This is a genomic window from Azospirillum sp. TSO35-2 (genome assembly GCF_003116095.1).
Classification (GTDB): Bacteria; Pseudomonadota; Alphaproteobacteria; order Azospirillales; family Azospirillaceae; genus Azospirillum.
On sequence record NZ_LGRA01000021.1, the window covers coordinates 1,834,788 to 1,857,935 of the forward strand.

Below are 23,148 nucleotides of genomic sequence, written 5' to 3' on the forward strand. Positions count from 1 at the left end.
CATCCGCATCGCAGATTGTCAATATAGCGGACACTGTTTGTCAGAAAAGTGAACACAGCAAAAGCGCCGATTTCCAATGATGGTCCGGCGCATCAGGCGGCCGGCTGTCCGCAACCACTGACTCGATCCGCTCCGGCTTGGGCATCGCCCCAATGAAACCCCGTCTTCTCAATCGCTTGTCCCTTTGGCACACGGGTTGCTTTCGAGTCTTCCGGAAAGCGTCCTCTGCGAACAATCCGCTTTGCGAGCCGATCTGCGGCGGCACGACAAGGGGCGGTGGGGCAAGGGCATCCGGTCACGCGAAGGAGGGTATGCACGCGCCATGACAAACCAGCGCATCGCAGTCATCGGCGGCGGACTGATGGGACACGGGATCGCACAGGCGTTCGCCGCCGCCGGACACCGCGTCGCCATCCAAGAGCCCGATGCCGACCGCCGGGCCGCGATCCTCGACCATGTCCGCCGCAATCTGCAGCTTTTGGGAGAGGACACCGCGGTCGCCGATCTGATCCACCCGCAGGAAATCCTGGCGGATGCCGTCGCCGGCGCCGACCTGGTGATCGAGGCGGTGCCGGAGGATCTCGCCCTCAAGCAACGCGTCGTCGCGGCGATCGAGGCCGCGGCTCCGCCACACGCGCTTCTGGCCAGCAACACGTCGGTGATCCCGATCACCCGGATCATGGAACCGCTTGCGGACAAGACCCGTGCCCTGGGCACCCATTGGTGGAACCCACCCTATCTGATCCCGCTGGTCGAGGTCATCCAGACCCGCGACACCGGCGATGCGGCGATCGCCGCGATGATCGGCCTGCTGACGTCCATCGGCAAGACGCCGGTGCATGTCCGCAAGGACGTCCCCGGCTTCATCGGCAACCGCCTGCAGCACGCGCTGTGGCGCGAGGCGATCGCCCTGGTCCAGAACGGGGTGTGCGATGCCGAAACGGTCGATGCCGTGGTCAAGGCAAGCTTCGGCCGACGCCTCGCCGTCCTGGGGCCGCTGGAGAATGCCGATCTCGTCGGCACCGACCTGACCCTCGCCGTCCATGAGCATGTGCTGCCCGATCTCGACCGCAGCCCCGGTCCGCTGCCCCTGCTGCGCGATCTGGTCGCCTCGGGGCGGCTCGGCATGAAAACCGGTGCCGGGTTCCGGACCTGGACCGCAGCGCAGCGGGAGGAGGTCGCCGCCACCCTCGCCACCCATCTTCAACGCCTGGATGGCGTCGAACGCCGATAGCCGCCACCGCGTGGCGACGCTCAATCCCCAATCGTCCGCAGCCTTCCCGGCCGGACCCGCACAGGAGGGCCTTGCATGGCCGCACCACAGAAGAAAGTCATCATCAGCTGCGCGCTGACGGGATCGATCCACACGCCGACCATGTCCGACGCCCTGCCGGTCACGCCGGACGAGATCGTCGAGCAGGGCGTCGGCGCGGCCGAGGCCGGGGCGGCGATCCTGCACCTGCACGCCCGCGATCCCCGCACCGGACAGCCGACGCCGGACCCGGCGGTGTTCATGCAGTTCCTGCCGCGGTTGAAACAGTCCACCGAGGCGGTGCTGAACATCACCACCGGCGGCTCGCTGAACATGACGGTGCAGGAACGGCTCGCCGCCCCGCTGCAGGCGCGGCCGGAGATGTGCTCCCTCAACATGGGATCGATGAATTTCGGCATCTTCCCCCTGGCCGACCGCTACAGGAACTGGAAGCACGACTGGGAAGAACCCTATCTGCGCGGCACCGACGACTTCATCTTCCGCAACACCTTCCGCGACATCGCCTATATCCTGGAACATCTGGGCGAGGGCTGCGGCACGCGGTTCGAGTTCGAATGCTACGATGTCGGCCATCTGTACAATCTGGCGCATTTCCTCGATCGCGGGCTGGTGAAGACGCCGCTGTTCATCCAGACGATCTTCGGGATCCTGGGCGGCATCGGCGCGGAGGAGCGCAACCTCGTCTTCATGCGCGAAACCGCCGACCGTCTGTTTGGCAAGGATTACGAATGGTCGGTGCTGGCCGCCGGCCGCCACCAGATCCCGTTCACGACGATGGCCGCCGTCATGGGCGGCAACGTCCGCGTCGGGCTCGAGGACAGCCTCTATCTCGCCAAGGGCCGGCTCGCGCGGAACAGCGCCGAGCAGGTGGCGAAGATCCGCCGCATCCTGGAGGAGCTGTCGCTGGAGGTCGCCACCCCCGCCGAGGCGCGCGCCATGCTCCACCTCAAGGGCGCCGACCAGATGGGGTTCTGAGCTGTACCATTTCCGGATCGAGGAACGAAAAATGCAGAACAGAAACGCCGTCGTCACCGGCTCCACCAGCGGCATCGGGCTGGCGACCGTGCGGGAATTGGCCGGGCGGGGCTGCCATGTGATGGTCAACGGCTTCGGCGACCGCGCCGAGATCGACCGGTCCTGCGCCGAGATCGCGGAGCGGAGCGGGACCCGCATCGTCTATTCGGGCGCCGACCTCAGCCGGCCCGAAGAGGCCCGCGCCATGATGGCGGAGGCCGCGGCGCTGCTGGGGCCGATCGACATCCTGGTGAACAACGCCGGCGTCCAGCATGTGGCCGCCCTGCACGAGTTTCCCGACGACCAATGGGACCTGCTGCTGGCGGTCAACCTGAGCGCCGCCTTCCACACCATCAAGGCGGCGGTGCCGGCGATGCGGGAGCGGCGCTGGGGACGCATCGTCAACACGGCGTCCGTTCTGGGCATGGTGGGTGCCCCGCACAAGCCCGCCTACGTCGCCGCCAAGCATGGTCTCATCGGCCTGACCAAGTCGGTGTCGATCGAACTCGCCCCCCACGGCATCACCTGCAACGCGGTGTGTCCCGGCACGGTGCTGACCCCCATCATCGAACGGCAGATCGCCCAGCAGGCGCAGGTCACCGGCCTGCCCGAGGATCAGGTCCTGAAGGCGGTGTTCCTGGAGAAGATGCCGACCGGCCGGCTGATCGGTCCGGAGGAGGTCGCCGCCGCCATCGCCTTCCTCTGCTCCGACGCCGCGGCGTCGATCACCGGGGCGGTCCTTCCCGTGGATGGCGGCTACACCAGCCACTGAGCGTTCGGCCTGCCATCCTCCGGGCGGCGCCGTCGCGGGCGACCGTCCCAAACACCAAGAACTGTCAGATTTGGGAGTGAAACATGCGCAAGTTCCTTCTCGCCGGCGCCGCTTTCGCCGCGCTGGCCTCGGGCCCGGCAACCACCCAGGCCTGGGCCCAGATGTCCGACAACGTCATCAAGATCGGCATGCTGTCCGACCGCTCCGGCATCTACGCCGACATCAACGGTGAAGGATCGGCCGTGGCCGCAAGGATGGCCGCCGAGGAGTTCGGCAACGCCATCAACGGCACGGCGATCGAGATCATCGTCGGCGACCACCAGAACAAGGCGGACATCGCCGCCAACCTGGCACGCCAATGGATCGACACCGAAAAGGTTGATGTGATCGCCGACGTGCCGAATTCGGCCGCCGCCCTGGCCGTCCAGGCGATCACCCGGGAGAAGAAGCGTCTTTTCCTGATGTCCGGCCCCGGTTCGACCGAGCTGACGGGCAAGGAGTGCAGCCCCTACGGCTTCCAGTGGACCTGGGACAACCACGCCGTGGCCTCCGCCACCGCCCGCGCGCTGGTCGAGCAGGGCCGGAAGAGCTGGTTCTTCATCACCGCCGATTACGCCTTCGGCCATTCGCTGGAAGCCGAAGCGGCCAACACGGTCAAGCAGCTCGGCGGCACCATCAAGGGCAGCGTGCGTCATCCGCTGGGCGCGTCCGACTTCTCCTCCTACCTGTTGCAGGCGCAGGCCTCGGGTGCGGATGTGGTGGCCTTCGCCAACGCCGGCGGCGACACCATCAACGGCGTCAAGCAGGCCGCCGAGTTCGGGCTTCCCCAGGGCGGGCAGACGCTGGCCGGCCTGCTGCTGAACATCAACGACATCCAGGCGCTCGGCCTTGAAACCTCGCAGGGCCTGATGCTGGCCAACTCCTTCTACTGGGACATGAACGACGAAACCCGCGCCTGGTCGAAGAAGTTCGAGGAACGGACCGGCCGCAAGCCGTCGATGAACCAGGCCGGCGTGTATTCGGCGGTCCGGCATTACCTGAAGGCCGTGCAGGCGGTCGGCACCGACGATGCCGACAAGGTGGCCGCAAAGATGCGCGGCACCCCGGTCACCGACATGATGATGCAGGGGGCGAAGGTCATCGGCAACGGCCGCGTCCTCGACGACATGTATCTGGCGCAGGTGAAGACGCCGGCGGAGTCCCGATACGCCTGGGATTACTTCAAGATCATCAAGACGATTCCCGGGGCGCAGGCCTACATCGACCCGAAGGACAGCGGCTGCCCGCTCGTCAGGTGAGCTGGATGGGGAGCGGGCGCGCTCCCCGTCCCACCCGGTCGCGACGACGCTCCGACAGGCCGACGATCACAGCAGCTTGTCGAGTGTGATCGGGAAGTCCCGCACCCGCCGTCCGGTCGCGTTGTGGATCGCGTTGGCGACGGCGGCTCCCGTGCCGGTGATGCCGATCTCGCCGATGCCGCGGGCCCCCATCGGGGCGTGCGGGTCCGGAATGTCGGTCCAGATGACGTCGATCTCCGGCACGTCCAGATGCACGGGCAGGTGATAGTCGGAAAGGTTGCGGGTCATGATCCGGCCGTTCCGCTCGTCGAACTGCGTTTCCTCCATCAGAGCCAGACCCAGCCCCATGATGATGCCGCCGCGGAACTGGCTTGCCGCGGTCTTCGGGTTGATGATGCGGCCGCAGTCGAAGGAGCCCAGGAAGCGGCTGACCCGGGTCTCGCCGGTGACGGCGTTGACGCGCACCTCGCAGAACATCGCGCCGTAGGAGTGCATCGACCAGTGCATCGTCTCCAGCGGCATCGGCGCGCTGCTTTCCACGGCCAGTTCGCTGCGTCCCGACCGCGCCAGGATCGAGGCGTAGCTCTCGAAGCGGTCGGGCTCGTCCCGCTTGCGCAGGCCGGCGTCGGCGCTCTCCACCTCGTCGACACCGAGACCGGCCAACGGTGAGTCGTTGCCGGCGAGCTTCAGCAGTTCGCCCACCAGCTCCTGGTGGGCCATCATCACCGAGAGCCCGACCGAGGCCGTCTGCTGCGACCCGCCGGCGAGGATGACGCCGGGCAGCGAGGAGTCGCCGTAGCGGACGCTCACCGCCTCCAGCGGCAGGCCGAGCCGGTCGGCGGCGACCTGCGTGTGGGTGGTCGCGGTGCCCATGCCCATCTCATGCGCCGCGGCGTCGATGCGGGCGCGGCCGGCGGCGTCCAGCGTGATGCGCGCGGCACCGCCCGGCATCCGGTGATAGGGATAGGTCGCGGTGGCGCAGCCCATGCCGACGAGCCATTCCCCCTCCCGCCGCGACCGCGGCACCGGGTTTCTACGGTCCCAGCCGAAGCGCTCGGCACCGGCCCGATAGGCCGCCACGATGTTGCGCGAGGAGAAGGGACGGCCGGAGATCGGATCCTTGTCCGGCTCGTTGAGGATCCGCAGCTCGATCGGGTCCATGCCGAGCCGCTCGGCCAGCTCGTCGATCGCGCATTCCAGCGCGACGGTGCCGACCGCCTCGCCGGGCGCGCGCATGAAGGTGTTGGCGACCATGTCGAGGTAGCAGGTCTGCACCTCCAGCGCGATGGTCTCGGCCGCGTAGGCGCTCTGGGTCGGCAGGATGAAGGGCTCCGGCATCGGGCTGTGACGGGTCTTCGGCGTCACGCCGCGGTGAATGATCGCCGTCAGGCGCCCATCCGCGTCGGCACCGAGCGCCACCCGCTGTTCGGTCGGGCTGCGGCCGCCGACGGCGCGGTAGACACCCTCCCGCGACAGGACGATGCGGACCGGGCGACCCGCCAGCCGCGCCGCCGCCGCCGCGAGGATTTGGTGCGGCCACAACCCCTTGCCGCCGAAACCGCCGCCGACGAAGGGCGAGCCGACATGGACCTGGGCCTCTTCCAGGCCGAAGATCTGTGCCAGCGACCAGGCGGTGTGCGCGACCGCCTGCGTGGCATCATGGACGAACAGCTCGTCGCCCCGCCAGACCAGCGTCGCGGCGTGCAGTTCCAGGGCGTTGTGGTTGTGGCGCGGCGTGCGGTAGACCGCCTCGACCTTGTTGGGGGCGGCGGCGAAGGCGGCGTCGGCATCGCCGACCACGGCGCGCAGCGGCTCGCCCATGAAGGTCCCGACCTCGCACCCGTCGGCCGTCGGCAGCGAGGTTGCCGCCGGCTCCTCCGCATAGGTGACCCGGATCAGCGAGCGGGCGTGGTCGGCCTGTTCCTGGCTGTCGGCGAGCACCAGGGCGACCGGCTGGCCATTCCAGCGCACCCGGTCGTCCTGCATGATCGGCGAATCGTCGCCCGCCGCCGCCTTGTCCCCGGTGAGGAAACGCGGCGGCGGGTTGAGGCGCGGCGCGTTGCGGTGGGTCATCACCAGCACCACGCCCGGCGCCGCCTCGGCCAGTGCGGTGTCGATCGCGGCGATGCGCCCCCTGGCGATGGTGCTGTAGGCGAGCGCCGCGTAGACCATGCCATCCAGCGCGACCTCCGCCGCGAAGGGGGCCGCGCCCCGCACCTTCAGCGGACCGTCGACCCGGCTGACCGGCTTGCCGATATGGCCGTGTTGACGCCGGATCAGCGGGTCGGGCCGCCCCCCCGGCAGGAGGGCGCCGGGCGCCAGCTCGACCGCCTTCTTCACCACCGCTTGCGCGATGCCCTGCACCGCTTCCTTGCCCTTGTCGACGATGCTCATGCCCCGCCTCCCGCCAACCCGTTTTCCGCCAGCTCACCGAGCACGGCGACGATGGTGCGTTGCGCCAGCTCGACCTTGAAGGCGTTGTCCCGCAACGGCTCGGCGGCGGCGAGTTCGGCCGCCGCCGCCGCCCGGAAAACCGCTTCGGTCGCGGGCTGGCCGCGCAGCGCCCGCTCCGCCGCCAACGGGCGCCAGGGCTTGGGCGCGACACCGCCGAGCGCCAGCCGGACGTCGGTCACGGTCCCGTTCTCGACGGCCAGCGCCGCGGCGACCGAGACCAGGGCGAAGGCGTAGCTCGACCGGTCGCGGACCTTCCGGTAGGCCGAGCGCGCCGCCAGCGGAAGGGCCGGCAGCTCCACCGCCGTGATGAGGTCGCCGGGCTGGAGCACCGTGTCCCGGTCGGGCTCGTCGCCGGGCAGCCGGTGCAGATCCGCGAAAGGCAGGCGGCGCTCGCCTTGGGCGGTGTTCAGATGCACGGTCGCGTCGAGGGCGGCCAGCGCCACGCACATGTCCGACGGGTGGGTCGCGACGCAGGACGGCGAGGCCCCGAGGATCGCGTGCATGCGGTTGAAGCCGTCGATGGCATCGCAGCCCTGGCCGGGCTCCCGCTTGTTGCAGCGCGATCCGGCCTGATCGTAGAAATAGGCGCAGCGCGTGCGCTGAAGGATGTTGCCCGCCACGGTCGCCATGTTGCGGATCTGCGGCGAGGCACCGGCGACGATCGCGCGCGCCAGCATCGGGTAGCGGCTGCGGACCAGCCGATGCTCGGCAAGGGCGGTGTTGCGCACGGCGGCGCCGATCAGCAGGCCACCGCCGTCGGTCTCGGTGATCTCGTTCGACAGGCCGGTGACGTCCACCAGCGCTGTCGGCCGTTCGACGGTCTCGCGCATCAGGTCGACGAGGTTGGTGCCGCCGCCGAGGTATCGGACGCCCGGATGCCGGCTGTCGGCGAGCCGGACCGCGGTCTGCGCGTCGGTCGCCCGCACATAGGTGAAGGGTGTCATTCGGCGGCCCCAGGGTGTGTTTCGGCCGGGTAGGTCGTGGCGATGGCGTCCATGATGCCGTTGTGGGCGCCGCAGCGGCACAGGTTGCCGCTCATCCGCTCGCGCAGTTCGTCCCGGCTGCACGGGATCGCCGCTGCGGCGAGGTCGACGGTGAGGTGGCTGGGCACCCCGCGCCGCAACTCCTCGATCATGGCGACGGCGGAACAGATCTGGCCGGGCGTGCAGTAGCCGCACTGGAAGCCGTCATGCTCGATGAAGGCCTGCTGCAACGGATGCAGCGCGCCGTCGGCGCCGAGGCCCTCGATCGTGGTGACGGACCGGCCCTCATACTGCACCGCGAGCGCGAGGCAGGAGAGGATGCGCTGGCCGTCCACCAGCACCGTGCAGGCGCCGCAGGCACCCTGGTCGCAGCCTTTCTTGGTGCCGGACAGGTGGAGCCCGTCCCGAAGCAGGTCGAGCAGGGAAACGCGTGGATCATCCGGCAACTCCACGGCGGTCCCGTTCACGGTGATACCCATCTGGTCCTCCCGGCCAACCCGGGCCGGCGGATGGTGGACAGCCGGCCCATGACGCGGGTTAACAGACGATCACCGCTTTTGTGCCGGGCGCTCCGGCATCGGAGTGACGCCGATGCCGTCGTGCCGCCGGCCTGGGAGGAGGATCAACAGGCCCTAGTTCTTCAGCTTGTAGCCCGTGCGGAAAATCCACCACACCACGGCAAGGCAGATCGCCAGCAACAGCGCGGTCATGGCGAGGCTCAGAACGACGGGCACGTCGGCGGCGCCGTAAAAGCTCCAGCGAAAGCCGCTGACCAGGTAGACGATCGGGTTGAACAGGGCGATCTTCTGCCAGAACGGCGGCAGCATGCCGATCGAATAGAAGCTTCCACCCAGAAAGGCCAGCGGCGTAACGATCAGCATCGGTACGATCTGCAGCTTTTCCCACCCGTTCGCCCAGATGCCGAGGATGAAGCCGAGCAGGCTGAAGGCCACCGACGTCAGCACCAGGAAGGCGACCATCCAGAACGGGTGGCCGATGGAGAAATCGACGAACAGCCGCGCCGTCAGCAGGATCAGGGTACCAAGGATGACGGACTTGGTCGCCGCCGCCCCGACATAGCCGATCACCGTCTCGAAGGCGGAGATGGGGGCCGACAGCACCTCGTAGATCGTGCCGGAATAGCGCGGCATGTAGATGCCGAAGGACGCGTTCGACACGCTCTCCGTCAGCACCGACATCATGACGAGACCGGGGACCAGAAACGCGCCGTAGCTGACCCCCTCCACCGACGCGAAGCGTCCGCCGATGGCCGTCCCGAAGACAATGAAGTACAGCGACGTGGAGATCACCGGGCCGGCGATGCTCTGGAACAGGGTGCGCCAGGTGCGGGCCAGTTCGAAGACATAGATGGCCTTGATCGCATGAAGGTTCATGCCCGTTCCCTCACCAAGCTGACGAAGATCTCCTCCAGGGAGCTCTCCTCGGTGCGCAGATTCGTGTAATTGATGCCGTGGTCGCCCAGCTTCCGGAGCAGCCCGGCGATGCCGGTGCGCTCCTGCTGCGTGTCGAAGCGGTAGACCAGTTCCCGCCCGCCGGCCGACAGGGTCAGGGGATAGTCCGCCAGTTCGGCCGGGATGGCGTTCAGCGGGTTCTGCAACTGCAGGGTCAGCAGCCGCTTGCCCAGCTTTTCCATCAGCGCGGCCTTTTCTTCCACCAGGATGATCCGCCCGCCGGAGATCACGCCGATGCTGTCGGCCATCTCCTCGGCCTCCTCGATGTAATGGGTGGTCAGGATGATGGTGACGCCGCTGTCGCGCAGGCGCCCGATCATCTCCCACATGCCGCGGCGAAGCTCCACATCCACACCGGCGGTCGGCTCGTCGAGGAACAGGATGCTCGGCTCGTGCGACAGCGCCTTGGCGATCAGCACGCGCCGCTTCATGCCGCCGGACAGCGCCATGACCTTGGTGTCCTTCTTGTCCCACAGGGACAGGTCTTTCAGGATCCTCTCGATGAGCGCGGGGTTGGACGGCTTGCCGAACAGGCCCCGGCTGAAGCTGACGGTTGCCCAGACGCTCTCGAACGCCTCGGTCGTCAGTTCCTGTGGGACAAGGCCGATCAGGGACCGCGCGGCGCGCCAGTCGCGCACGATGTCGTGGCCGTCCACCGTCACGCTGCCGGATGTTGCCCGGACGATGCCGCAGACGATGCTGATCAGCGTCGTCTTGCCGGCGCCGTTCGGCCCGAGCAGGGCAAGGATCTCGCCGCGGCGAATGTCGAGATCGATGCCCTTCAGGGCCTGGAAGCCGGATGCGTAGGTTTTTTCCAACCCACGGATCTCGATAATAGGTTGCATATCCCCCCTCGGGCTTGCGGGTCCATCGGGTGCGGGCGGCGCCACGAAAGCGGGGCCACCATAGCGTTTGGCGGCTCCCGGCGGAATCCGAACATGGGCGGTGCTGGCGAACGCCGCGTAAAGTTCACGCACGCGTCTGCCGGCCTCGCGCCTCCACGCCCCCGTCCGCCGGGCCGGCGGGCCGGCGGCGTCGGCGTGCCCGTCCGAGCACCACCAACCCGGCCCTTTGCACCAACGTCACGGCGAAAGCCCTCGGGGTCGTGCAGAAAAGTCATCCATAGGAGATCGCCCGTGGGAGAGCGATGGCTGGCTACCAAATCCGGATAGTAGCGCATCGCGTCGATTGACCTCCATCAAGCTCGCCTGAAAAATGTTTCCACAAGCCAAATAGAAACAAAAAATGGGAGGACACTATGAAGGCGTCGCTGAGGGCTGCGGCCACATTCGCCACGGCTTTGCTCGCTCTGCCCGTTGCAGCCCAGGACTTGCCGAAGCCACCCGGCAACCTGGAGAAGCTGGAAAATTTCCGGACAACCGGCGAGATGACGGAAATACCCAACATCCCGCAGACCGGGCCGAAGGCCGAGGCCATCAAGAAGAGCCTGTCGCGGATCAAGCTGCCGTCCGGCTTCAAGATCAACCTGTACGCCATCGTTCCCGATGCTCGCCATATGGCGGTTGGACCGCAGGGCGTCGCCGTGTTCGTCGGCACGCGCAAGACCAAGGTCTACACCGTCACGGACCGCGACAAGGACCGTGTCGCCGACGAAGTGAAGCCGTTCGCGTCGACCATCAACTTTTCGGTGCCGAACGGCGTCTGCTTCTCCAAGGACGGCTTCCTGTTCATCGCCGAGCAGAATCGGGTGCTGATGTTCCCGGCCGCCGAGTTCTTCTATGAGGGTGCCGACGTGGCGGCGTTCCAGGTTGTGAAGGGTGGTGAACTCATCCCCAAGGAAGAGGAAAGCTACAACCACACCTCCCGCGTCTGTCGGATCGGGCCGGACGACAAGCTGTACATAACGGTCGGCCAGCCGTTCAACGTCTTCGCTCCCGAAAAGATGAACCTGTACAAGAAGGCCGGCATCGGCGGCATCATCCGGATGGATCGCGACGGCAAGAACCGCGAAGTCTTCGCCTGGGGAATCCGCAACTCGGTGGGCATGGACTTCAACCCGAAGGACAAGGCTCTGTGGTTCACCGACAACCAGGTGGACGGAATGGGCGACGACATTCCGCCGGGTGAGCTGAACCGTGCCGAGAAGCCGGGACTCAACTTTGGCTTTCCTTACTACGGCGGCGGCAAGGTCCGCACCGCGGAGTACAAGGACCAGCAGGCGCCGACCGACGTCGTCTACCCGCAGGTGGAGATGGACGCGCACGCGGCGGACCTGGGCATGACCTTCTACAATGGCAACCAGTTCCCGGCGAAGTATCGCGGCGGCATCTTTTCGGCGCAGCACGGGTCGTGGAACCGCAGCACGCCGGTCGGTGCCCGCATCATGTTCACCAGCCTCAAGCCGGACGGCACTGCGGACAAGACGGAGGTCTTCGCCGAAGGCTGGCTCACCCAGAATGGCGAGTATCTCGGCCGTCCGGTGGACGTGGCGACGCTGAACGACGGGTCGCTGCTGGTGTCCGACGACTTGGCCGGGGCCATCTACCGGATCTCGTACGAGCAATGACCGTCTGGTGCGGCGATCACAAGCCGGCGGCTCCATGCGGAACCGCCGGCCGGAAAGGATTGGGATGCTGATAACACGGAGCACCACCGTCGCGCTGTTTCTCGCGCTTTGTCCCGGCGCGGCTCTTGCCGGCAACGCCCAGCTTGGCAAGCAGAAGGCCGTGCAGTGTCAGACCTGCCACGGGCTGGACGGTGTCGCAAAGATTCCCCAGGCGGCGAATCTGGCCGGCCAGCAGGAGCTGTACCTGAAGAAAGCTCTGTCGGATTACAAATCGGGCGCGCGCAAGAACGAGATGATGTCCATCATCGCAACGTCGCTGAGCGACCAGGACATCGACGATCTGTCCGCCTACTACAGCTCGATCGTGATCGAGGTGACGCCACCCTGAGAAACCCGGCGCAGCAGGGGCGTGCCGGCCGGCGCCGAGCCGGATGCGGCCCTGCTGCATCGGCCCCCCTTGGGCACCACGCCCGGTGCGCGGCCCCGGTCACGGCTTGGCGTCGACGTGGTACGCCTTGGCCCATCCCCATGCGCCGGATCCATAGCCCCGCTTGGCCACCCGCTCGCGGTAGATGTCCAGCACGGTCTGGGCGTCGCCGGCCAGCAGCGACTTGGTGGCGCAAAACTCGGCGCAGAGCGGAAGCTTGCCTTCGGCGATGCGGTTGCGGCCGTATTTCTCAAAGTCCACGTCCGCGACACCGGACTCCGGGCCGCCGTTGCAGAAATTGCACTTGTCCATCTTTCCGCGCGCGCCGAAAGCGCCGCGCTGCTCGTAGCGGATGGCACCGAACGGGCAGGACGGGGCGCAATAGCCGCAGCCGATGCACCGGTCCTTGTCGTGCAGCACCACCCCATCCGCGGTCTGGTAGATGCTGTTCACCGGGCAGGCCGCAAGGCAGGGCGGGTCGGTGCAGTGCATGCAGGAAATCGAAACGGAACGCTCGCCCGGCTTGCCGTCCCTGGTGGTCACGACGCGGCGTCGGTTGATCCCCCAGGGCAGTTCGTGCTCGTTCTTGCAGGCGACGACGCAGGCGTTGCATTCGATGCAGCGCTCCGTGTCGCTGAGAAAAACCATGCGCGCCATCGTCGGCCCTCGGCTTGCGTCGGCCCGGACGTCCTCCCGACGCTTCCGGTTGCCGGAGCGCCGGCAGCCCCGAGAGGAAAAGGGCTGCCGGTCGTTCGTCAGCGGATCACGCGTCCTTGGGCGTGTCGAACACGGTGACGGCCGGGGCCGTGCCCTTGTACAGTTCGACGTCGGCCAGACAGGTGTGCGCCGAGGTTGCCTGCCCCAGCTTCGACGTCGGAATGTCGGGCGTCAGCACGTTCGGATCGCCGTATTTGCACAGGGTGCCGGGCTTGCCGGGCTCGGCCGGGTCGTACCAGGCGCCCTCCTGCAGCTCGATGACCCCCGGCCGGATGTCGTCCGAGACCACCGCGCCGGCCAGGCACTGGCCGCGGCCGTTGAAGACCCGCACGATGTCGCCGGACTTGATGCCGCGGGCGGCGGCATCCGCGCTGTTGATCCGGCAAGGCTCGCGTCCGCCGACGGCATAAAGCTCCCTCACCTTGGTGCCGTTCAGCTGCGAATGCAGACGGTATTGCGGGTGGTTGGAGTTGACGTGAAGCGGGAACTTCCGGTTCGCCTGACCCAGCCACTCGCTGGGTTCGAGCCAAGTCGGGTGCGGCGGGCAGTCGTCGTAGCCCATCTTCTCGATGGCCTTGCAGTAGATCTCGATGCGTCCGGTCGCCGTCGGCAGCGCGTTGATGACCGGATCCTCGCGGAAATCGGCGTACTTGGTGCGGCGCACGGCGGAGTCCGGCGTGGCGAACTCGACGACCCCGGCCTTGTTCCAGAAGGTGTCGAAGTCCGGCATCGGGATCTTCTTCGCGGTCGCCTGCTTCAGGGCGTCCTCATAGATCTCGCGGACGCAGTCCAGCTCCGATTTCCCGGCCGAGAACTCGGGCTCGACCCCCAGCCGCTTCGCAAGTTCGACGAAGATGTCGTAGTCGTTGCGCGATTCGAACACCGGGTCGATCAACTGCTTCATCGCGACGATCGCCTTGCGTGCGACGACGCCCACGCGCTCGATGTCGTTGCGCTCGACGCTGGTGGTGGCGGGCAGCACGATGTCGGCGTGCCGGGCGGTCGCCGTCCACTGGAAGTCCTGCACGATGAAGGTCTGGATCTTCGCCCAGGCCTCGACCATGCGGTTGCGGTCCTGGTGATGGTGGAACGGGTTGCCGCCGGCCCAGTAGCAGAGCTTGATCTCCGGATAGATGTACGTGCTTCCGTTGTGCTGGTAGGTCTTGCCCGGATTCAGCAGCATGTCGACGACGCGGGCGCAGGGAATGCTGGTGGTGCCCTTCTCCTTCGGCCAGGGCTTGATTTCCTTGCGCTTGCCGATCTGCAGCGAGCCGGCGAGGCCCGGTGCGTTGGCGCTCGGCGTGCCGGCGTTGTCCAGGTGATAACGCTGGCAGAAGCCGCCACCCGGTAGGCCGATCTGCCCGACCATGGCGGCCAGCGTGACGAAGGCCCACGGGAACTGCTCGCCATACTGCTGGCGCTGCGGCGTCCAGCCGCTGACCAGCATGGACCGGCCCTTGGTCAACCGGCGCGTCAGGTCGCGGATGGTGTCGGCCGGCAGCTCGCAAAGTGCCGCCGCCCATTCCGCCGTTTTCGGCGTGCCGTCCTTCTCGCCCCGCAGATACTGGGCGAAGGCGTCGAAGCCCGCGGTGTAGTTCGCCAGGAACTCCTTGTCGTGCAGATCCTCGGTCAACAGGGTGTGCGCCATGCCGAGGGCCAGGGCGACATCGGAGTGTGGCCGCACCGGCAACCATTCCGCCCCCAGCATCTTGCAGCCTTCGGTGCGGACGGGATCAATGAAGACGGCCTTCTTTCCGGCCTTCTTCATCGCCTCGAACCAGCCATACTCGCCATGGTCGGGGATGGCCGCCGAAATCTGGTTGTTCTTCAGCGGATCGCAGGCCCAGAAGACGATCAGGTCGGTGTTGTCGAGAATGGTCTGGTGGCTGGTCTGCGGCCCTTCGGCGTCGATCGAGCCCACCACGTAGGGCATGATCGCCTCGATGCCGGCCTTCGAATAGTTGCTCGACGACACCACGCTGCCGCCGGTCAGGTTCATCAGGCGCTTCAGCATGGTCTGCGGGTTGCCGACACGGCCGATCGGTCCCCAGCCGTAGGAACCGGTGTAGATGCCCCAGGGGCCGAAATCGGTCTGCACCCGCTTGATCTCGCCGGCGACGAGGTCGAAGGCCTTTTCCCAGCTCACGCGGACGAAATCACCGGCGCCGCGGGTTTCCGGCGCCGCTCCCGGCCCCTTTTCCAGCCAGGCGCGGCGAACCATCGGATAGCGGATGCGGGTCGGCGAATAGACCTGGTCCCAGGCGCCGAGCAGCTGCGGGCTGGGACGCGGATCCTTCTCCCACGGGCGCAGCGATACGAAGCGGCCCTTCTCGATCTTGGCCCAGAAGGCGCCCCAGTGCGACGCCTGCAGATACTCGCCGTCCGCGACGGCGGCGCTCGCCGCGTAGGCCTTGGACAGCCCGAACGGCATCCCGGACAGGGCGCCAAGCGCCGCCGCCGCCGACGTCGTCTGCAGGAACCGGCGACGGGAAACACGCAATGTGTCTTGTTCGATCATGGGATCTTTTCCTTCTCCAAAACCTCTGTCGCGAGGCGGATCGTTCAGGCGGCGAGGGCGAGCGTGCCGTCTTCGAGCAGGGTGGTGAGCACCGCCGCCAGCGGCGCGTAGAAACCGGAACGGTCGTAGCGGGCGCAGCCCCGGGCAAAGGCCGGGACCCATTCGGCCAAGCGCCGGCGCAAGGCCGCAGCCGGACCGTCACCGAGGTCGGGCGCATCGGCGCCGGACTGTATGAACTGGGCCAACAGGGACAACTCGATGGCGAGATGGTCCGGCGGCTCGGCGAAACCGTCCGCCGGCCGCAGCCCGCAGGTGGCGAGAAGCTCCGCCATGCTGTCGACCGCCTCCTGGTACAGGCGCCCGGTGCCGCGGTAGGCGGACTCGAACGGCGGCGCGCCGGCGGCCCCGCCGATGCCGAGAAACAGCTGGCAGTAGCCGCTGTTGAGACGGGAGACCGTTTCTTCCTCGGACGCCGGGGCCAGCACCGCCTCCCGCGCGCGCCGGAGGTCGGCGGCATAGAGTGGATCGGCGGCGAGCGCCCCCAGCGGCCCGAACCCGCCGTGCCGGCGCAGGGCACGGACGTCTTCGGCTTCAAGCGGCGCTCCGAAGAAACCGGCCAGCTCGCTGCAGATGTCGGCGAGGTCGGCCGCCGGGATGGACCGGACGGACATGGCGTCTGTCTCCGTTTGGTTGAAAGGTTCGTCGGCGGCGCGGCTCAGGAGCCGTGCTTCACCATGTCCTTCGCCTGGCGTTGGAGGTAGGACTGGAGGAACCGCACGTCCTCGGCGCTGAGCGCGGTGCTGTCCTTCATGTCCTTGATGATGCCGATCCACTGGTTGGCGGGGAAATGGTCGGCGTGGGGCTGGCTGTGGCAGGTGCTGCAGGTCGCGCCGACCATCTCGGCGCCGTAGGCGTCGAGAGCCTTGTTGTCGGCGGTGAAGGCCGCGGTCCTCACCCAGCCGGTCACGCTGGCCTGCTGCCAGGACAGGCCGGTGTCGGGGTCGGTTTCCGCCTCGCCCTGTCTGGCAACGGTTTCAGCCAGTTTCGGCGACATGGTGACCTCGAAGATGCGCCGGGCCTTGGCGGCGACCAGCAGGCGGCCGGCGCCTTCCTGGACCCATCCCTGGACCTCCACCTTGGCGAAGTCGCCCTGGCGCTCCAGCACCTTGGCCACCGTGAGCGGGAAGACGCTGCCGTCGCCCCTGCCGGGGGCGCCGTCGGGGCGTTCGCTGTAAAGCTCCGCGCTTTCCATGGCGTAGAGCGTGTTGGCGCTGCCGCTCTTGGCCGGGGCGGCGTCCTTCAGCTCGGTCAGCATCGCGCGGTAGCCGCTTGCCATGTCGGGCAGCTTGTGGGCGATGCCCTTGTGGCAGGAGATGCAGGTCTGGCCCTGCTCGATCCCCTTCGCCATCAGGCTTTGGGCCTTCGGGCGTTGCTTGTGGACGTCCATGGCGTCCTGGGAATGGCACGAGCGGCACTCGCGCGAGTCCGTCGCCTCCATCTTGGCCCACACCGACTTGGCCATGTGCAGCCGGTTCTTCTCGAACTTCTCCGGGGTGTCGATGGTGCCGAGAGCCGTGTGGTACACGTCCTTCGCCGCCATGACCTTGGCGATCATCTTGTCGATGAAGGGCTTGGGCACATGACAGTCCGAGCAGATGGCGCGCACGCCCGACGCGTTCTTGAAGTGGGGCGAGTTCTGGTATTCCTGGTAGACGGTGGCCTGCATCGAGTGGCAGGAGACGCAGAACTCCAGCGAGTTGGTCTTATCGATGACGACGGAGAATGTTCCCCAGGCCGCCAAGGCTCCGCCGGCAGACAGCACGGCTATCGCAACCACCGTGCCGACTCCGACGGGCTTCTTCAGCCATTCCCGTAGTCGTGAGGTCGGACCAAACATTGCGGCTCTCCTGTTTCATCCGCCAGTCGTGGAATACTTGGATCAGGAGATATCCGGCTGGTATGAATGCCCATTCGTCCGGTTGCGAACAGGATATTAACAGGACGATATGTCGCAGACGGCTTGTCGGGAGTGCTGGCGGTGAATGATTTTCATCTGGTTGTTGTGGAAGACGAGCCGGTCGCGCGCGAAACGCTTGCAGGCTATCTCGAGCGCGAAGGGTACCGGATCAGCGCCGTCGGGGATGCGCGCGGGCTGCATGGGATCCTGGGCCGCGAACGGGTGGATCTGGTTCTGCTGGACATCCGGCTGCCCGGCGAGGACGGGCTGAGCATCATACGGGAGCTGCGCAGCCGGTCGGGTCTGCCGGTCATTTTCGTGACCAGCCGGTCGGACGAGATCGACCGCGTCCTCGGGTTGGAGCTGGGGGCCGACGATTACGTCACCAAGCCCTTTTCACCGCGGGAGCTGCTGGCCCGTGTCCGCACCGTCCTGCGCCGCACGGCGGAGGGCGCCCGGTTGGAGCGGCACAACCTCACGCGGGGCTTCGCCAACTGGACCTTCGACCTGTCGCAGCGCACCCTGACCTCCGCGGAGGGGCAGGAGGTGCGGCTCACCCGCGGCGAGTTCGAACTGCTCGCCGCGCTCGTCCGCCATCCCGGACAGGTGCTGTCGCGCGATGCCCTTCTGGACCAGATCAGCCACCGCGACGGACCGCCGAACGACCGCACGGTGGACGTCCTGATCGCGCGCCTGCGCCGGAAGATCGAGGCCGACCCCGCCGACCCGCACCTGATCGTCACGGAGCATGGGGTGGGCTACCGGTTCGCTGGGCCCGTGCGCTGAGCACGCCGGCCCAGGCGTGCCGCAGCGCCTCGACGGCGGCCGGAACCGCCGCTGCCATCGCCTCGGCGCAGTGCGGGATGGCCTCCGGATGGTTGGCCGCCGCCTGTTCGGCCTGAAGCGCCAGCCGCGCCAGACGATGCAGGCCGACCTGGCCGGCCGCACCCTTCAGCCGGTGCGCAGCGCTGCCGAACGCATCGGCATCGCCGGTCCTGGCGGCCTCGGTCGCCTCGGCGGACAGGGTGGGGGCGGTGGTCGCGAACAGCTCGACGATGCGGCCGGCAATCTCCTCGCCGAGATCGTTGGCGCGCTCCTCCAGCAGCGACGGGGGTTCGTCGGAAGGCGGGCGGCTCACCACGTCCAAAGCGCCGATGGCTTGCGCGAGGGCCCGTTCCAGGTCGTGCCGCTGGAACGGCTTTTCGAGATAGCCGGTCATGCCGGCGGCAAGGCATTGCTGCACGCGCTCGGTGGCGACGTCGGCGGTGAGGGCCACGATGGGCACCTCACGACGCGTCGCGTGCGGCAGGGCGCGAATGCTGCGCGTCAGGCCGATGCCATCCAGCCCCGGCATGGCGAGGTCGGTCATCACCAGATCATAGTCGTTGTCCGCAGCCAACCTGGCGGCGGTGCAGCCTTCCGCGGCATGGGTGACGTTGTGCCCCATCCGCTCCAGCATCGCGATGGCCACGGCGGCGTTCACCTCGTTGTCCTCGGCCACCAGGATCGACAGGCTGGGCAACGGCTCGGCCACGACGGTCTGCGCGCTGGATCGTGGACCCGACGCGGCCTCCGGGAAGGTCAGCACCACGGTGAAGACGCTGCCTGAGCCGGGCGTGCTCGTCACCGTGATGTCGCCGCCCATCATCCCGACGATGCGTTTGCAGATGGCCAGGCCCAGACCCGTTCCGCCGAAGCGCCGGGTGATCGATGAATCACCCTGGGAGAAGGCGTCGAACACATGCGCGACCGCTTCCGGCGTCATGCCGATCCCGGTGTCGGCGATCCTGAACTCCAGGCAAACCCCGTCCTCGGCGGCCGGCTGGTCCAGGCACCGCGCGCTCAGCGTGACGCCGCCGGTGTGTGTGAACTTCACCGCGTTGCTGGCGAGGTTGAGCAGCACCTGGCCGAGCTTCGCCGGATCGCCGATCAGCCAGGCGGGCAGCGGCGGATGCTCGCAACGGAACGACAGGCCCTTGCCGTCGGCCTGGGGGGCCATGGTCGCGGTGACGGTCTGCAGGAGGTGCTGCGGGCTGAAGGCGATGGATTCCAGCTCCATCCGCCCGGCTTCGATCTTCGAGAAGTCGAGGATGTCGTTGAGGATGGCCAGCAGAAGGGAGCCGGACTTGGAAATCGCGTCGAGCCATTGTCGCTGCCGGGCCGACAGCGGGCTGTCGTCGAGCAGCTGGACCATGCCCAGGATGCCGTTCAGGGGGGTGCGCACCTCGTGGCTCATCGTGGCGAGGAAGGCCGTCTTCGCCGCGTTCAATTCGTTGGCGCGCCTGATCTCGCCATCCCGCGCCTCGTCGAGCAGGCGGTGCAGGTGCTGGGCCCGGAGCGCGCCGACGCGCAGATCCTCCAGTGCGCCGGCCATCACGCCGGTCTCATCCGGGTAGCCGGTGGTGGGGACCGGCGCGTCGAAATCCTGCTGCGACAATCGGCCGATGGTGGCGACCAGCGCCCTCATCGGCTGCGACAGGCGTCGGCGAACCACGACGATCGACAGTCCGCCCAGCAGGAGGCTCGTCGCCGCAAGTCCGGCCATGCCCGCCAGCATCAGGGACGCCTTCGCCTTGCGCTCTTCGGCCCGGACAATGGCAAGGTCGAGGGCATGCTCGCCCAGCGTCAGAATGGCGTCGTAGGCGGAAACGCAGAGCTGGGACCACTCGGCGGCCGGCATGGCCGGGGTGCCGGAGCCATCCAGGCCGTACAGGATCTCGTCCATGCGTCCCTGCACCGCTTCGGTCGCGAGGCGGCCGTTGCGGACATCCTCAACCAGCTGAGCCGGAGCCCCCGGGCGGCGCAGGAGGGTTTCCAGGTCCCGCCAGCGGGAGGTGTAGGCACCGACGTCCTCCCGCCAGGCGGCCAATTGTCCGCGGTCGAGCGGCGCGTTGCGTTGAATGTTGGGCCGGAAGGTCGAGCAGGGGCGTCCGTAGCGCTCGCGGATGACGTAGGAGGACTGTCGCACCTGCACCAGCTCGGCGATGGCGGGGTCGCGCATCCGCAGGGTGTTGCCGACGGCGATGGACGCATCGCCGAGCCGCCCGACGACGTCGAACATGGCCTGACGCCAGGGCTCCGCCGGGGCCATGTCCCGGTCGGCCAGGGGCCGCCGCAACTGCTCCGCGATCAGGACGCGCGCGCGCTCAAGATCCGCGTAGGATTGGCGCGCCGCCGCAAGCATCGCGTCGCGTTCCTCGATGTCGGTTCCTGCGATGGAGGTGAGTGCGGACCGGTAGAAGGCGTCGACGGTCCGATACGATTCGTGAACCAGGGCGCGCGGGTCGTCGTGCGTCAGCACGGCCACGCCGCTGACCCCGACCTCGAAGCGGATGCCGGTCATCGACTGGAACAGCACGCGGTCCGCGCGTGTCAGGCCGACGATCCGCTCGGCGTCGAGATAGGCGAGCCATTCCTGCCCCGCCAACAGCGTGGTGATCAGACCCAACGCCAAAATCGACGCCCATTGCAGGACAAGGACAAGCCGCGCCAGCGAACGTTTGAACACGCGAATTCCCTCATGCCCGAGCGGGAGACGTTGGTGCGCGATCCGGCACGCGGGCGCAGTTCCCCAACCGTGGTGCGACGGTCGGGTGACCTTATACCAGCGGCCTTTGACGGTGATCCATCGAAAGCCGTTGCCTCGACGCACCAGGGCGGGCGCCGGTCAACACCCCGGGCCGCCCAAGCCGACCAGCAGATGCTCGATGAAGCTGCGGACCTTCGGCGAGACATGGCGGGTGGCCGGGTAGACGGCGTGGATCGCCTCGTCCGTCACCTCCAGCGCGGACAGGACCGGGACGAGGCGGCCGGCGCGGATGTCGTCCTCGACGATGAAGTCGGCCAGCCGCGCCAGCCCCAGCCCACCGACCGCGGCATGGCGCAGCAGCCACAGGCTGTCGGTCTGGAAGCCGCCGGTCGGACGCAGGATCTCGCGCCGGTCCTCGACCAGGAACTCCCACTCCGCCCGGCCGGAGCCGGACAGCAGCGTCAGGCAGTCATGGCGGGCGATGTCGGCCGGCGACTGCGGCACGCCGCGCCGTTCCAGATAGTCGGGACTGGCCACCACATGGCGGCGCAGCGGCCGCAGGCGGCGGGCGATCAGGGTGGAATCGGCCAGCCGCCCGGCCCGGATCGCCAGATCGAACCCCTCGTCGACCAGCCGCTGGGTGCGGTCGTTCAGGCTCGCCTCCAGCGACACGCCGGGGTAGCGGCGCAGGTAGGAGGGCAGCAGCGGCGCCACCCGCATCTGGCCGAACATCACCGGCATGGTGACGCGCAGCGTGCCGCGCGGCTCCTCCCCCATCTCGGTCAGCGACTGTTCCGCCTCGTCCAGGGCCGCCAGGATGGCGCGGGCGCGCAGGCAGAAGGTGGCGCCGGCGTCGGTCAGCGCGATCCGCCGCGTCGTGCGCGCCAGCAGGCGGGTGCCCAACCGGTTCTCCATCTGGGCGATCCGCCGGCTGATCGCCGAGGCCGACAGCCCGAGCCGCTCCGCCGCCGCCGACAGGCTGCCGCCGTCCACCACCTCCACCAGCACGGTCAGGTCGTCCAGCCGGTCCATGTCGCCTCCCTCGTTCCGGTCCACCCACCCGTTCACTTCGGGCGCATTCGTGCATTCTGCGCAAAGATATTGTGCGTGTCCCCCCATGTTTCGCATCGCCGGCTTTTGACAGGATCGGTTCAACGGACACGCCGACAGGGAACCGCCCGATGCGTTTGCAACGCCAACTCCGCACCATCCGGGCGCAGGCCGGCAAGACCCTGCCGCCGGGCGTGCTGGCGCTGATGGACCGTGTCGTCGCCGACCTGAAGGCGCGCGGGGTCGAGCTGGGGGCGTTGCGCCCCGGGCTCCAGGCCCCCGACTTCGCGCTGCCCAACCAGCTCGGCCGCACGGTGTCGCTCTACGAGACGCTGGAGCGCGGACCGGTCGTGCTGCTGTTCTACCGCGGCGAGTGGTGTCCCTATTGTTGCGCCCAGCTCAGGGCCATGCAGATGGCGCTGCCGCAGCTGACCGCCGGCGGCGCCCGGCTGATCGCGGTGTCGCCCGAGTTGCCCGACCACAGCCTGACGCTGGCGGAGCGCAACGCGCTCGACTTCGACATCCTGTCCGACCAGGGCGCCGCGGTGGCGCGCAGCTACGGCCTCGTCTACCGCGTGCCGGACGAGCTGCGGGATCTCTACCGCGACCGCGGCCTGGACCTCAACGCCCGCCAGGGCCGCCCCCCCGGCGAACCCTGGCATCTGCCGATCCCGGCGACCTACCTGCTGTCGTCCAGCGGCGTCGTCCGCTTCGCCGCCATCGACGTCGACTTCACCCAACGCCCGGAGCCGCAGGCGCTCATCGACCTGCTGCACGACCGCGTGCCGGCGTCCTGACCGACCCCGGCCATTCCACACCCGTCATCCCGCACACGCACATCCTGCACAGGAGGAACCCCGACCATGACCACCACCCCGAAGACCCTGGCCCTGCTCCCCATCGCCGGCGCGCTGGCCGGCGCCCTGACCCTGATGGCCGGCCCGGCCGCCGCGCAGTCCAACATGGAGAAATGCTACGGCGTCTCCAAGGCGGGCGAGAACGGCTGCGCCCACGCCAAGGGCCTGCATTCCTGCGCCGGCAACACCAACCTGACCTTCGATGGTGGCGACTGGAAGCTGGTCAAGGCCGGCACCTGCGCCGCCGAGATGGGGGAACTGAAGCCGTTCGAGGGCGCGAACCCGAAGAAGAAGGGCTGA

General features: G+C 68.0%; 20 protein-coding genes. 9 read left to right on the forward strand and 11 right to left on the reverse strand.

Going from position 1 to position 23,148, the window contains the following annotated elements; all coding sequences use genetic code 11:
• Positions 1-241 precede the first annotated feature (241 nt).
• The 4 genes from TSO352_RS24415 (at position 242) to TSO352_RS24430 (ending at position 4,357) form a co-directional block, all read left to right on the forward strand.
• Positions 242-1,234, forward strand: coding sequence for a 3-hydroxyacyl-CoA dehydrogenase family protein (locus TSO352_RS24415; protein ID WP_247872377.1), 993 nt, complete (start codon positions 242-244; stop codon positions 1,232-1,234).
• Between the two features lie 75 nt (positions 1,235-1,309).
• Complete coding sequence (locus tag TSO352_RS24420; RefSeq protein ID WP_109109748.1) at positions 1,310-2,248, forward strand: 3-keto-5-aminohexanoate cleavage protein; 939 nt, start codon at positions 1,310-1,312, stop codon at positions 2,246-2,248.
• Positions 2,249-2,279: 31 nt separating this feature from the next.
• On the forward strand, positions 2,280-3,059 hold the full coding sequence (locus TSO352_RS24425) for a 3-hydroxybutyrate dehydrogenase (RefSeq protein ID WP_109109749.1): 780 nt from the start codon (positions 2,280-2,282) through the stop codon (positions 3,057-3,059).
• Between the two features lie 83 nt (positions 3,060-3,142).
• On the forward strand, positions 3,143-4,357 hold the full coding sequence (locus TSO352_RS24430; protein WP_109109750.1) for an ABC transporter substrate-binding protein: 1,215 nt from the start codon (positions 3,143-3,145) through the stop codon (positions 4,355-4,357).
• Between the two features lie 66 nt (positions 4,358-4,423).
• Here TSO352_RS24430 and TSO352_RS24435 read toward each other — a convergent pair whose 3' ends face one another.
• The 5 genes from TSO352_RS24435 to TSO352_RS24455 all read right to left on the reverse strand — a co-directional run bounded on the left by TSO352_RS24435 (position 4,424) and on the right by TSO352_RS24455 (position 10,111).
• Complete coding sequence (locus TSO352_RS24435; RefSeq protein WP_109109751.1) at positions 4,424-6,751, reverse strand: xanthine dehydrogenase family protein molybdopterin-binding subunit; 2,328 nt, start codon at positions 6,749-6,751, stop codon at positions 4,424-4,426.
• Complete coding sequence (locus tag TSO352_RS24440; RefSeq protein ID WP_109109752.1) at positions 6,748-7,755, reverse strand: xanthine dehydrogenase family protein subunit M; 1,008 nt, start codon at positions 7,753-7,755, stop codon at positions 6,748-6,750. Before TSO352_RS24440 ends, TSO352_RS24435 begins: the two co-directional genes overlap by 4 nt.
• Entirely contained in the window at positions 7,752-8,273 is a 522-nt protein-coding gene (locus TSO352_RS24445; protein ID WP_109109753.1) for a 2Fe-2S iron-sulfur cluster-binding protein, read from the reverse strand. Before TSO352_RS24445 ends, TSO352_RS24440 begins: the two co-directional genes overlap by 4 nt.
• Before the next feature lie 153 nt (positions 8,274-8,426).
• On the reverse strand, positions 8,427-9,188 hold the full coding sequence (locus TSO352_RS24450; protein ID WP_109109754.1) for an ABC transporter permease: 762 nt from the start codon (positions 9,186-9,188) through the stop codon (positions 8,427-8,429).
• Positions 9,185-10,111 (reverse strand): ABC transporter ATP-binding protein, encoded by a 927-nt coding sequence (locus tag TSO352_RS24455; RefSeq protein ID WP_109109755.1) that lies wholly within the window; start codon positions 10,109-10,111, stop codon positions 9,185-9,187. Before TSO352_RS24455 ends, TSO352_RS24450 begins: the two co-directional genes overlap by 4 nt.
• A 413-nt stretch (positions 10,112-10,524) precedes the next feature.
• Between TSO352_RS24455 and TSO352_RS24460 the strand changes: the two genes are divergently transcribed.
• Positions 10,525-11,793: a PQQ-dependent sugar dehydrogenase gene (locus TSO352_RS24460; protein ID WP_109109756.1), complete on the forward strand. Its 1,269-nt coding sequence runs from the start codon at positions 10,525-10,527 to the stop codon at positions 11,791-11,793.
• Between the two features lie 64 nt (positions 11,794-11,857).
• On the forward strand, positions 11,858-12,181 hold the full coding sequence (locus TSO352_RS24465; protein ID WP_109109757.1) for a cytochrome c: 324 nt from the start codon (positions 11,858-11,860) through the stop codon (positions 12,179-12,181).
• Positions 12,182-12,280: 99 nt separating this feature from the next.
• Here the strand turns inward: TSO352_RS24465 and fdh3B are convergent, their stop codons facing one another.
• The 4 genes from fdh3B to TSO352_RS24485 form a co-directional block, all read right to left on the reverse strand.
• Positions 12,281-12,877 carry a formate dehydrogenase FDH3 subunit beta gene (gene fdh3B / locus TSO352_RS24470; protein ID WP_109109758.1) on the reverse strand — a complete coding sequence of 199 codons (597 nt, stop codon included), beginning with the start codon at positions 12,875-12,877 and terminating at the stop codon, positions 12,281-12,283.
• 106 nt (positions 12,878-12,983) lie between these two features.
• Positions 12,984-15,455, reverse strand: a complete 2,472-nt coding sequence (gene torA, locus TSO352_RS24475; RefSeq protein ID WP_109109759.1) for a trimethylamine-N-oxide reductase TorA — start codon at positions 15,453-15,455, stop codon at positions 12,984-12,986.
• A 44-nt stretch (positions 15,456-15,499) separates the two neighbouring features.
• On the reverse strand, positions 15,500-16,126 hold the full coding sequence (locus tag TSO352_RS24480; protein WP_109109760.1) for a molecular chaperone TorD family protein: 627 nt from the start codon (positions 16,124-16,126) through the stop codon (positions 15,500-15,502).
• 44 nt (positions 16,127-16,170) lie between these two features.
• Positions 16,171-17,292, reverse strand: a complete 1,122-nt coding sequence (locus tag TSO352_RS24485) for a NapC/NirT family cytochrome c (protein WP_199231710.1) — start codon at positions 17,290-17,292, stop codon at positions 16,171-16,173.
• Between the two features lie 201 nt (positions 17,293-17,493).
• Here TSO352_RS24485 and TSO352_RS24490 point away from each other — a divergent pair, with 201 nt between their 5' ends.
• Positions 17,494-18,198: a response regulator gene (locus TSO352_RS24490; RefSeq protein WP_247872380.1), complete on the forward strand. Its 705-nt coding sequence runs from the start codon at positions 17,494-17,496 to the stop codon at positions 18,196-18,198.
• Here the strand turns inward: TSO352_RS24490 and TSO352_RS24495 are convergent.
• Positions 18,152-20,920, reverse strand: coding sequence for an ATP-binding protein (locus tag TSO352_RS24495; RefSeq protein WP_146210790.1), 2,769 nt, complete (start codon positions 20,918-20,920; stop codon positions 18,152-18,154). The two genes, TSO352_RS24490 and TSO352_RS24495, sit on opposite strands and share 47 nt — an antisense overlap.
• Positions 20,921-21,079: 159 nt before the next feature.
• The gene (locus TSO352_RS24500) at positions 21,080-21,973 is read right to left on the reverse strand and encodes a LysR family transcriptional regulator (RefSeq protein WP_109109764.1); all 894 of its coding nucleotides are present in this window, start codon (positions 21,971-21,973) and stop codon (positions 21,080-21,082) included.
• 149 nt (positions 21,974-22,122) lie between these two features.
• Between TSO352_RS24500 and TSO352_RS24505 the strand changes: the two genes are divergently transcribed.
• Positions 22,123-22,788 (forward strand): peroxiredoxin-like family protein, encoded by a 666-nt coding sequence (locus tag TSO352_RS24505; protein WP_247872381.1) that lies wholly within the window; start codon positions 22,123-22,125, stop codon positions 22,786-22,788.
• A gap of 66 nt (positions 22,789-22,854) precedes the next feature.
• Entirely contained in the window at positions 22,855-23,148 is a 294-nt protein-coding gene (locus tag TSO352_RS24510) for a DUF2282 domain-containing protein (RefSeq protein ID WP_109109766.1), read from the forward strand.

What these genes read in the sequence shown, in the direction of transcription:
- TSO352_RS24420 (WP_109109748.1), top strand. Translation starts at nt 1,310, where the DNA reads ATGGCCGCACCACAGAAGAAAGTCATCATCAGCTGCGCGCTGACGGGA.
- TSO352_RS24425 (WP_109109749.1), top strand. Translation starts at nt 2,280, where the DNA reads ATGCAGAACAGAAACGCCGTCGTCACCGGCTCCACCAGCGGCATCGGG.
- TSO352_RS24430 (WP_109109750.1), top strand. Translation starts at nt 3,143, where the DNA reads ATGCGCAAGTTCCTTCTCGCCGGCGCCGCTTTCGCCGCGCTGGCCTCG.
- TSO352_RS24435 (WP_109109751.1), bottom strand. Translation starts at nt 6,751, where the DNA reads ATGAGCATCGTCGACAAGGGCAAGGAAGCGGTGCAGGGCATCGCGCAA.
- TSO352_RS24440 (WP_109109752.1), bottom strand. Translation starts at nt 7,755, where the DNA reads ATGACACCCTTCACCTATGTGCGGGCGACCGACGCGCAGACCGCGGTC.
- TSO352_RS24445 (WP_109109753.1), bottom strand. Translation starts at nt 8,273, where the DNA reads ATGGGTATCACCGTGAACGGGACCGCCGTGGAGTTGCCGGATGATCCA.
- TSO352_RS24450 (WP_109109754.1), bottom strand. Translation starts at nt 9,188, where the DNA reads ATGAACCTTCATGCGATCAAGGCCATCTATGTCTTCGAACTGGCCCGC.
- TSO352_RS24455 (WP_109109755.1), bottom strand. Translation starts at nt 10,111, where the DNA reads ATGCAACCTATTATCGAGATCCGTGGGTTGGAAAAAACCTACGCATCC.
- TSO352_RS24460 (WP_109109756.1), top strand. Translation starts at nt 10,525, where the DNA reads ATGAAGGCGTCGCTGAGGGCTGCGGCCACATTCGCCACGGCTTTGCTC.
- TSO352_RS24465 (WP_109109757.1), top strand. Translation starts at nt 11,858, where the DNA reads ATGCTGATAACACGGAGCACCACCGTCGCGCTGTTTCTCGCGCTTTGT.
- fdh3B (WP_109109758.1), bottom strand. Translation starts at nt 12,877, where the DNA reads ATGGCGCGCATGGTTTTTCTCAGCGACACGGAGCGCTGCATCGAATGC.
- torA (WP_109109759.1), bottom strand. Translation starts at nt 15,455, where the DNA reads ATGATCGAACAAGACACATTGCGTGTTTCCCGTCGCCGGTTCCTGCAG.
- TSO352_RS24480 (WP_109109760.1), bottom strand. Translation starts at nt 16,126, where the DNA reads ATGTCCGTCCGGTCCATCCCGGCGGCCGACCTCGCCGACATCTGCAGC.
- TSO352_RS24500 (WP_109109764.1), bottom strand. Translation starts at nt 21,973, where the DNA reads ATGGACCGGCTGGACGACCTGACCGTGCTGGTGGAGGTGGTGGACGGC.
- TSO352_RS24505 (WP_247872381.1), top strand. Translation starts at nt 22,123, where the DNA reads ATGCGTTTGCAACGCCAACTCCGCACCATCCGGGCGCAGGCCGGCAAG.
- TSO352_RS24510 (WP_109109766.1), top strand. Translation starts at nt 22,855, where the DNA reads ATGACCACCACCCCGAAGACCCTGGCCCTGCTCCCCATCGCCGGCGCG.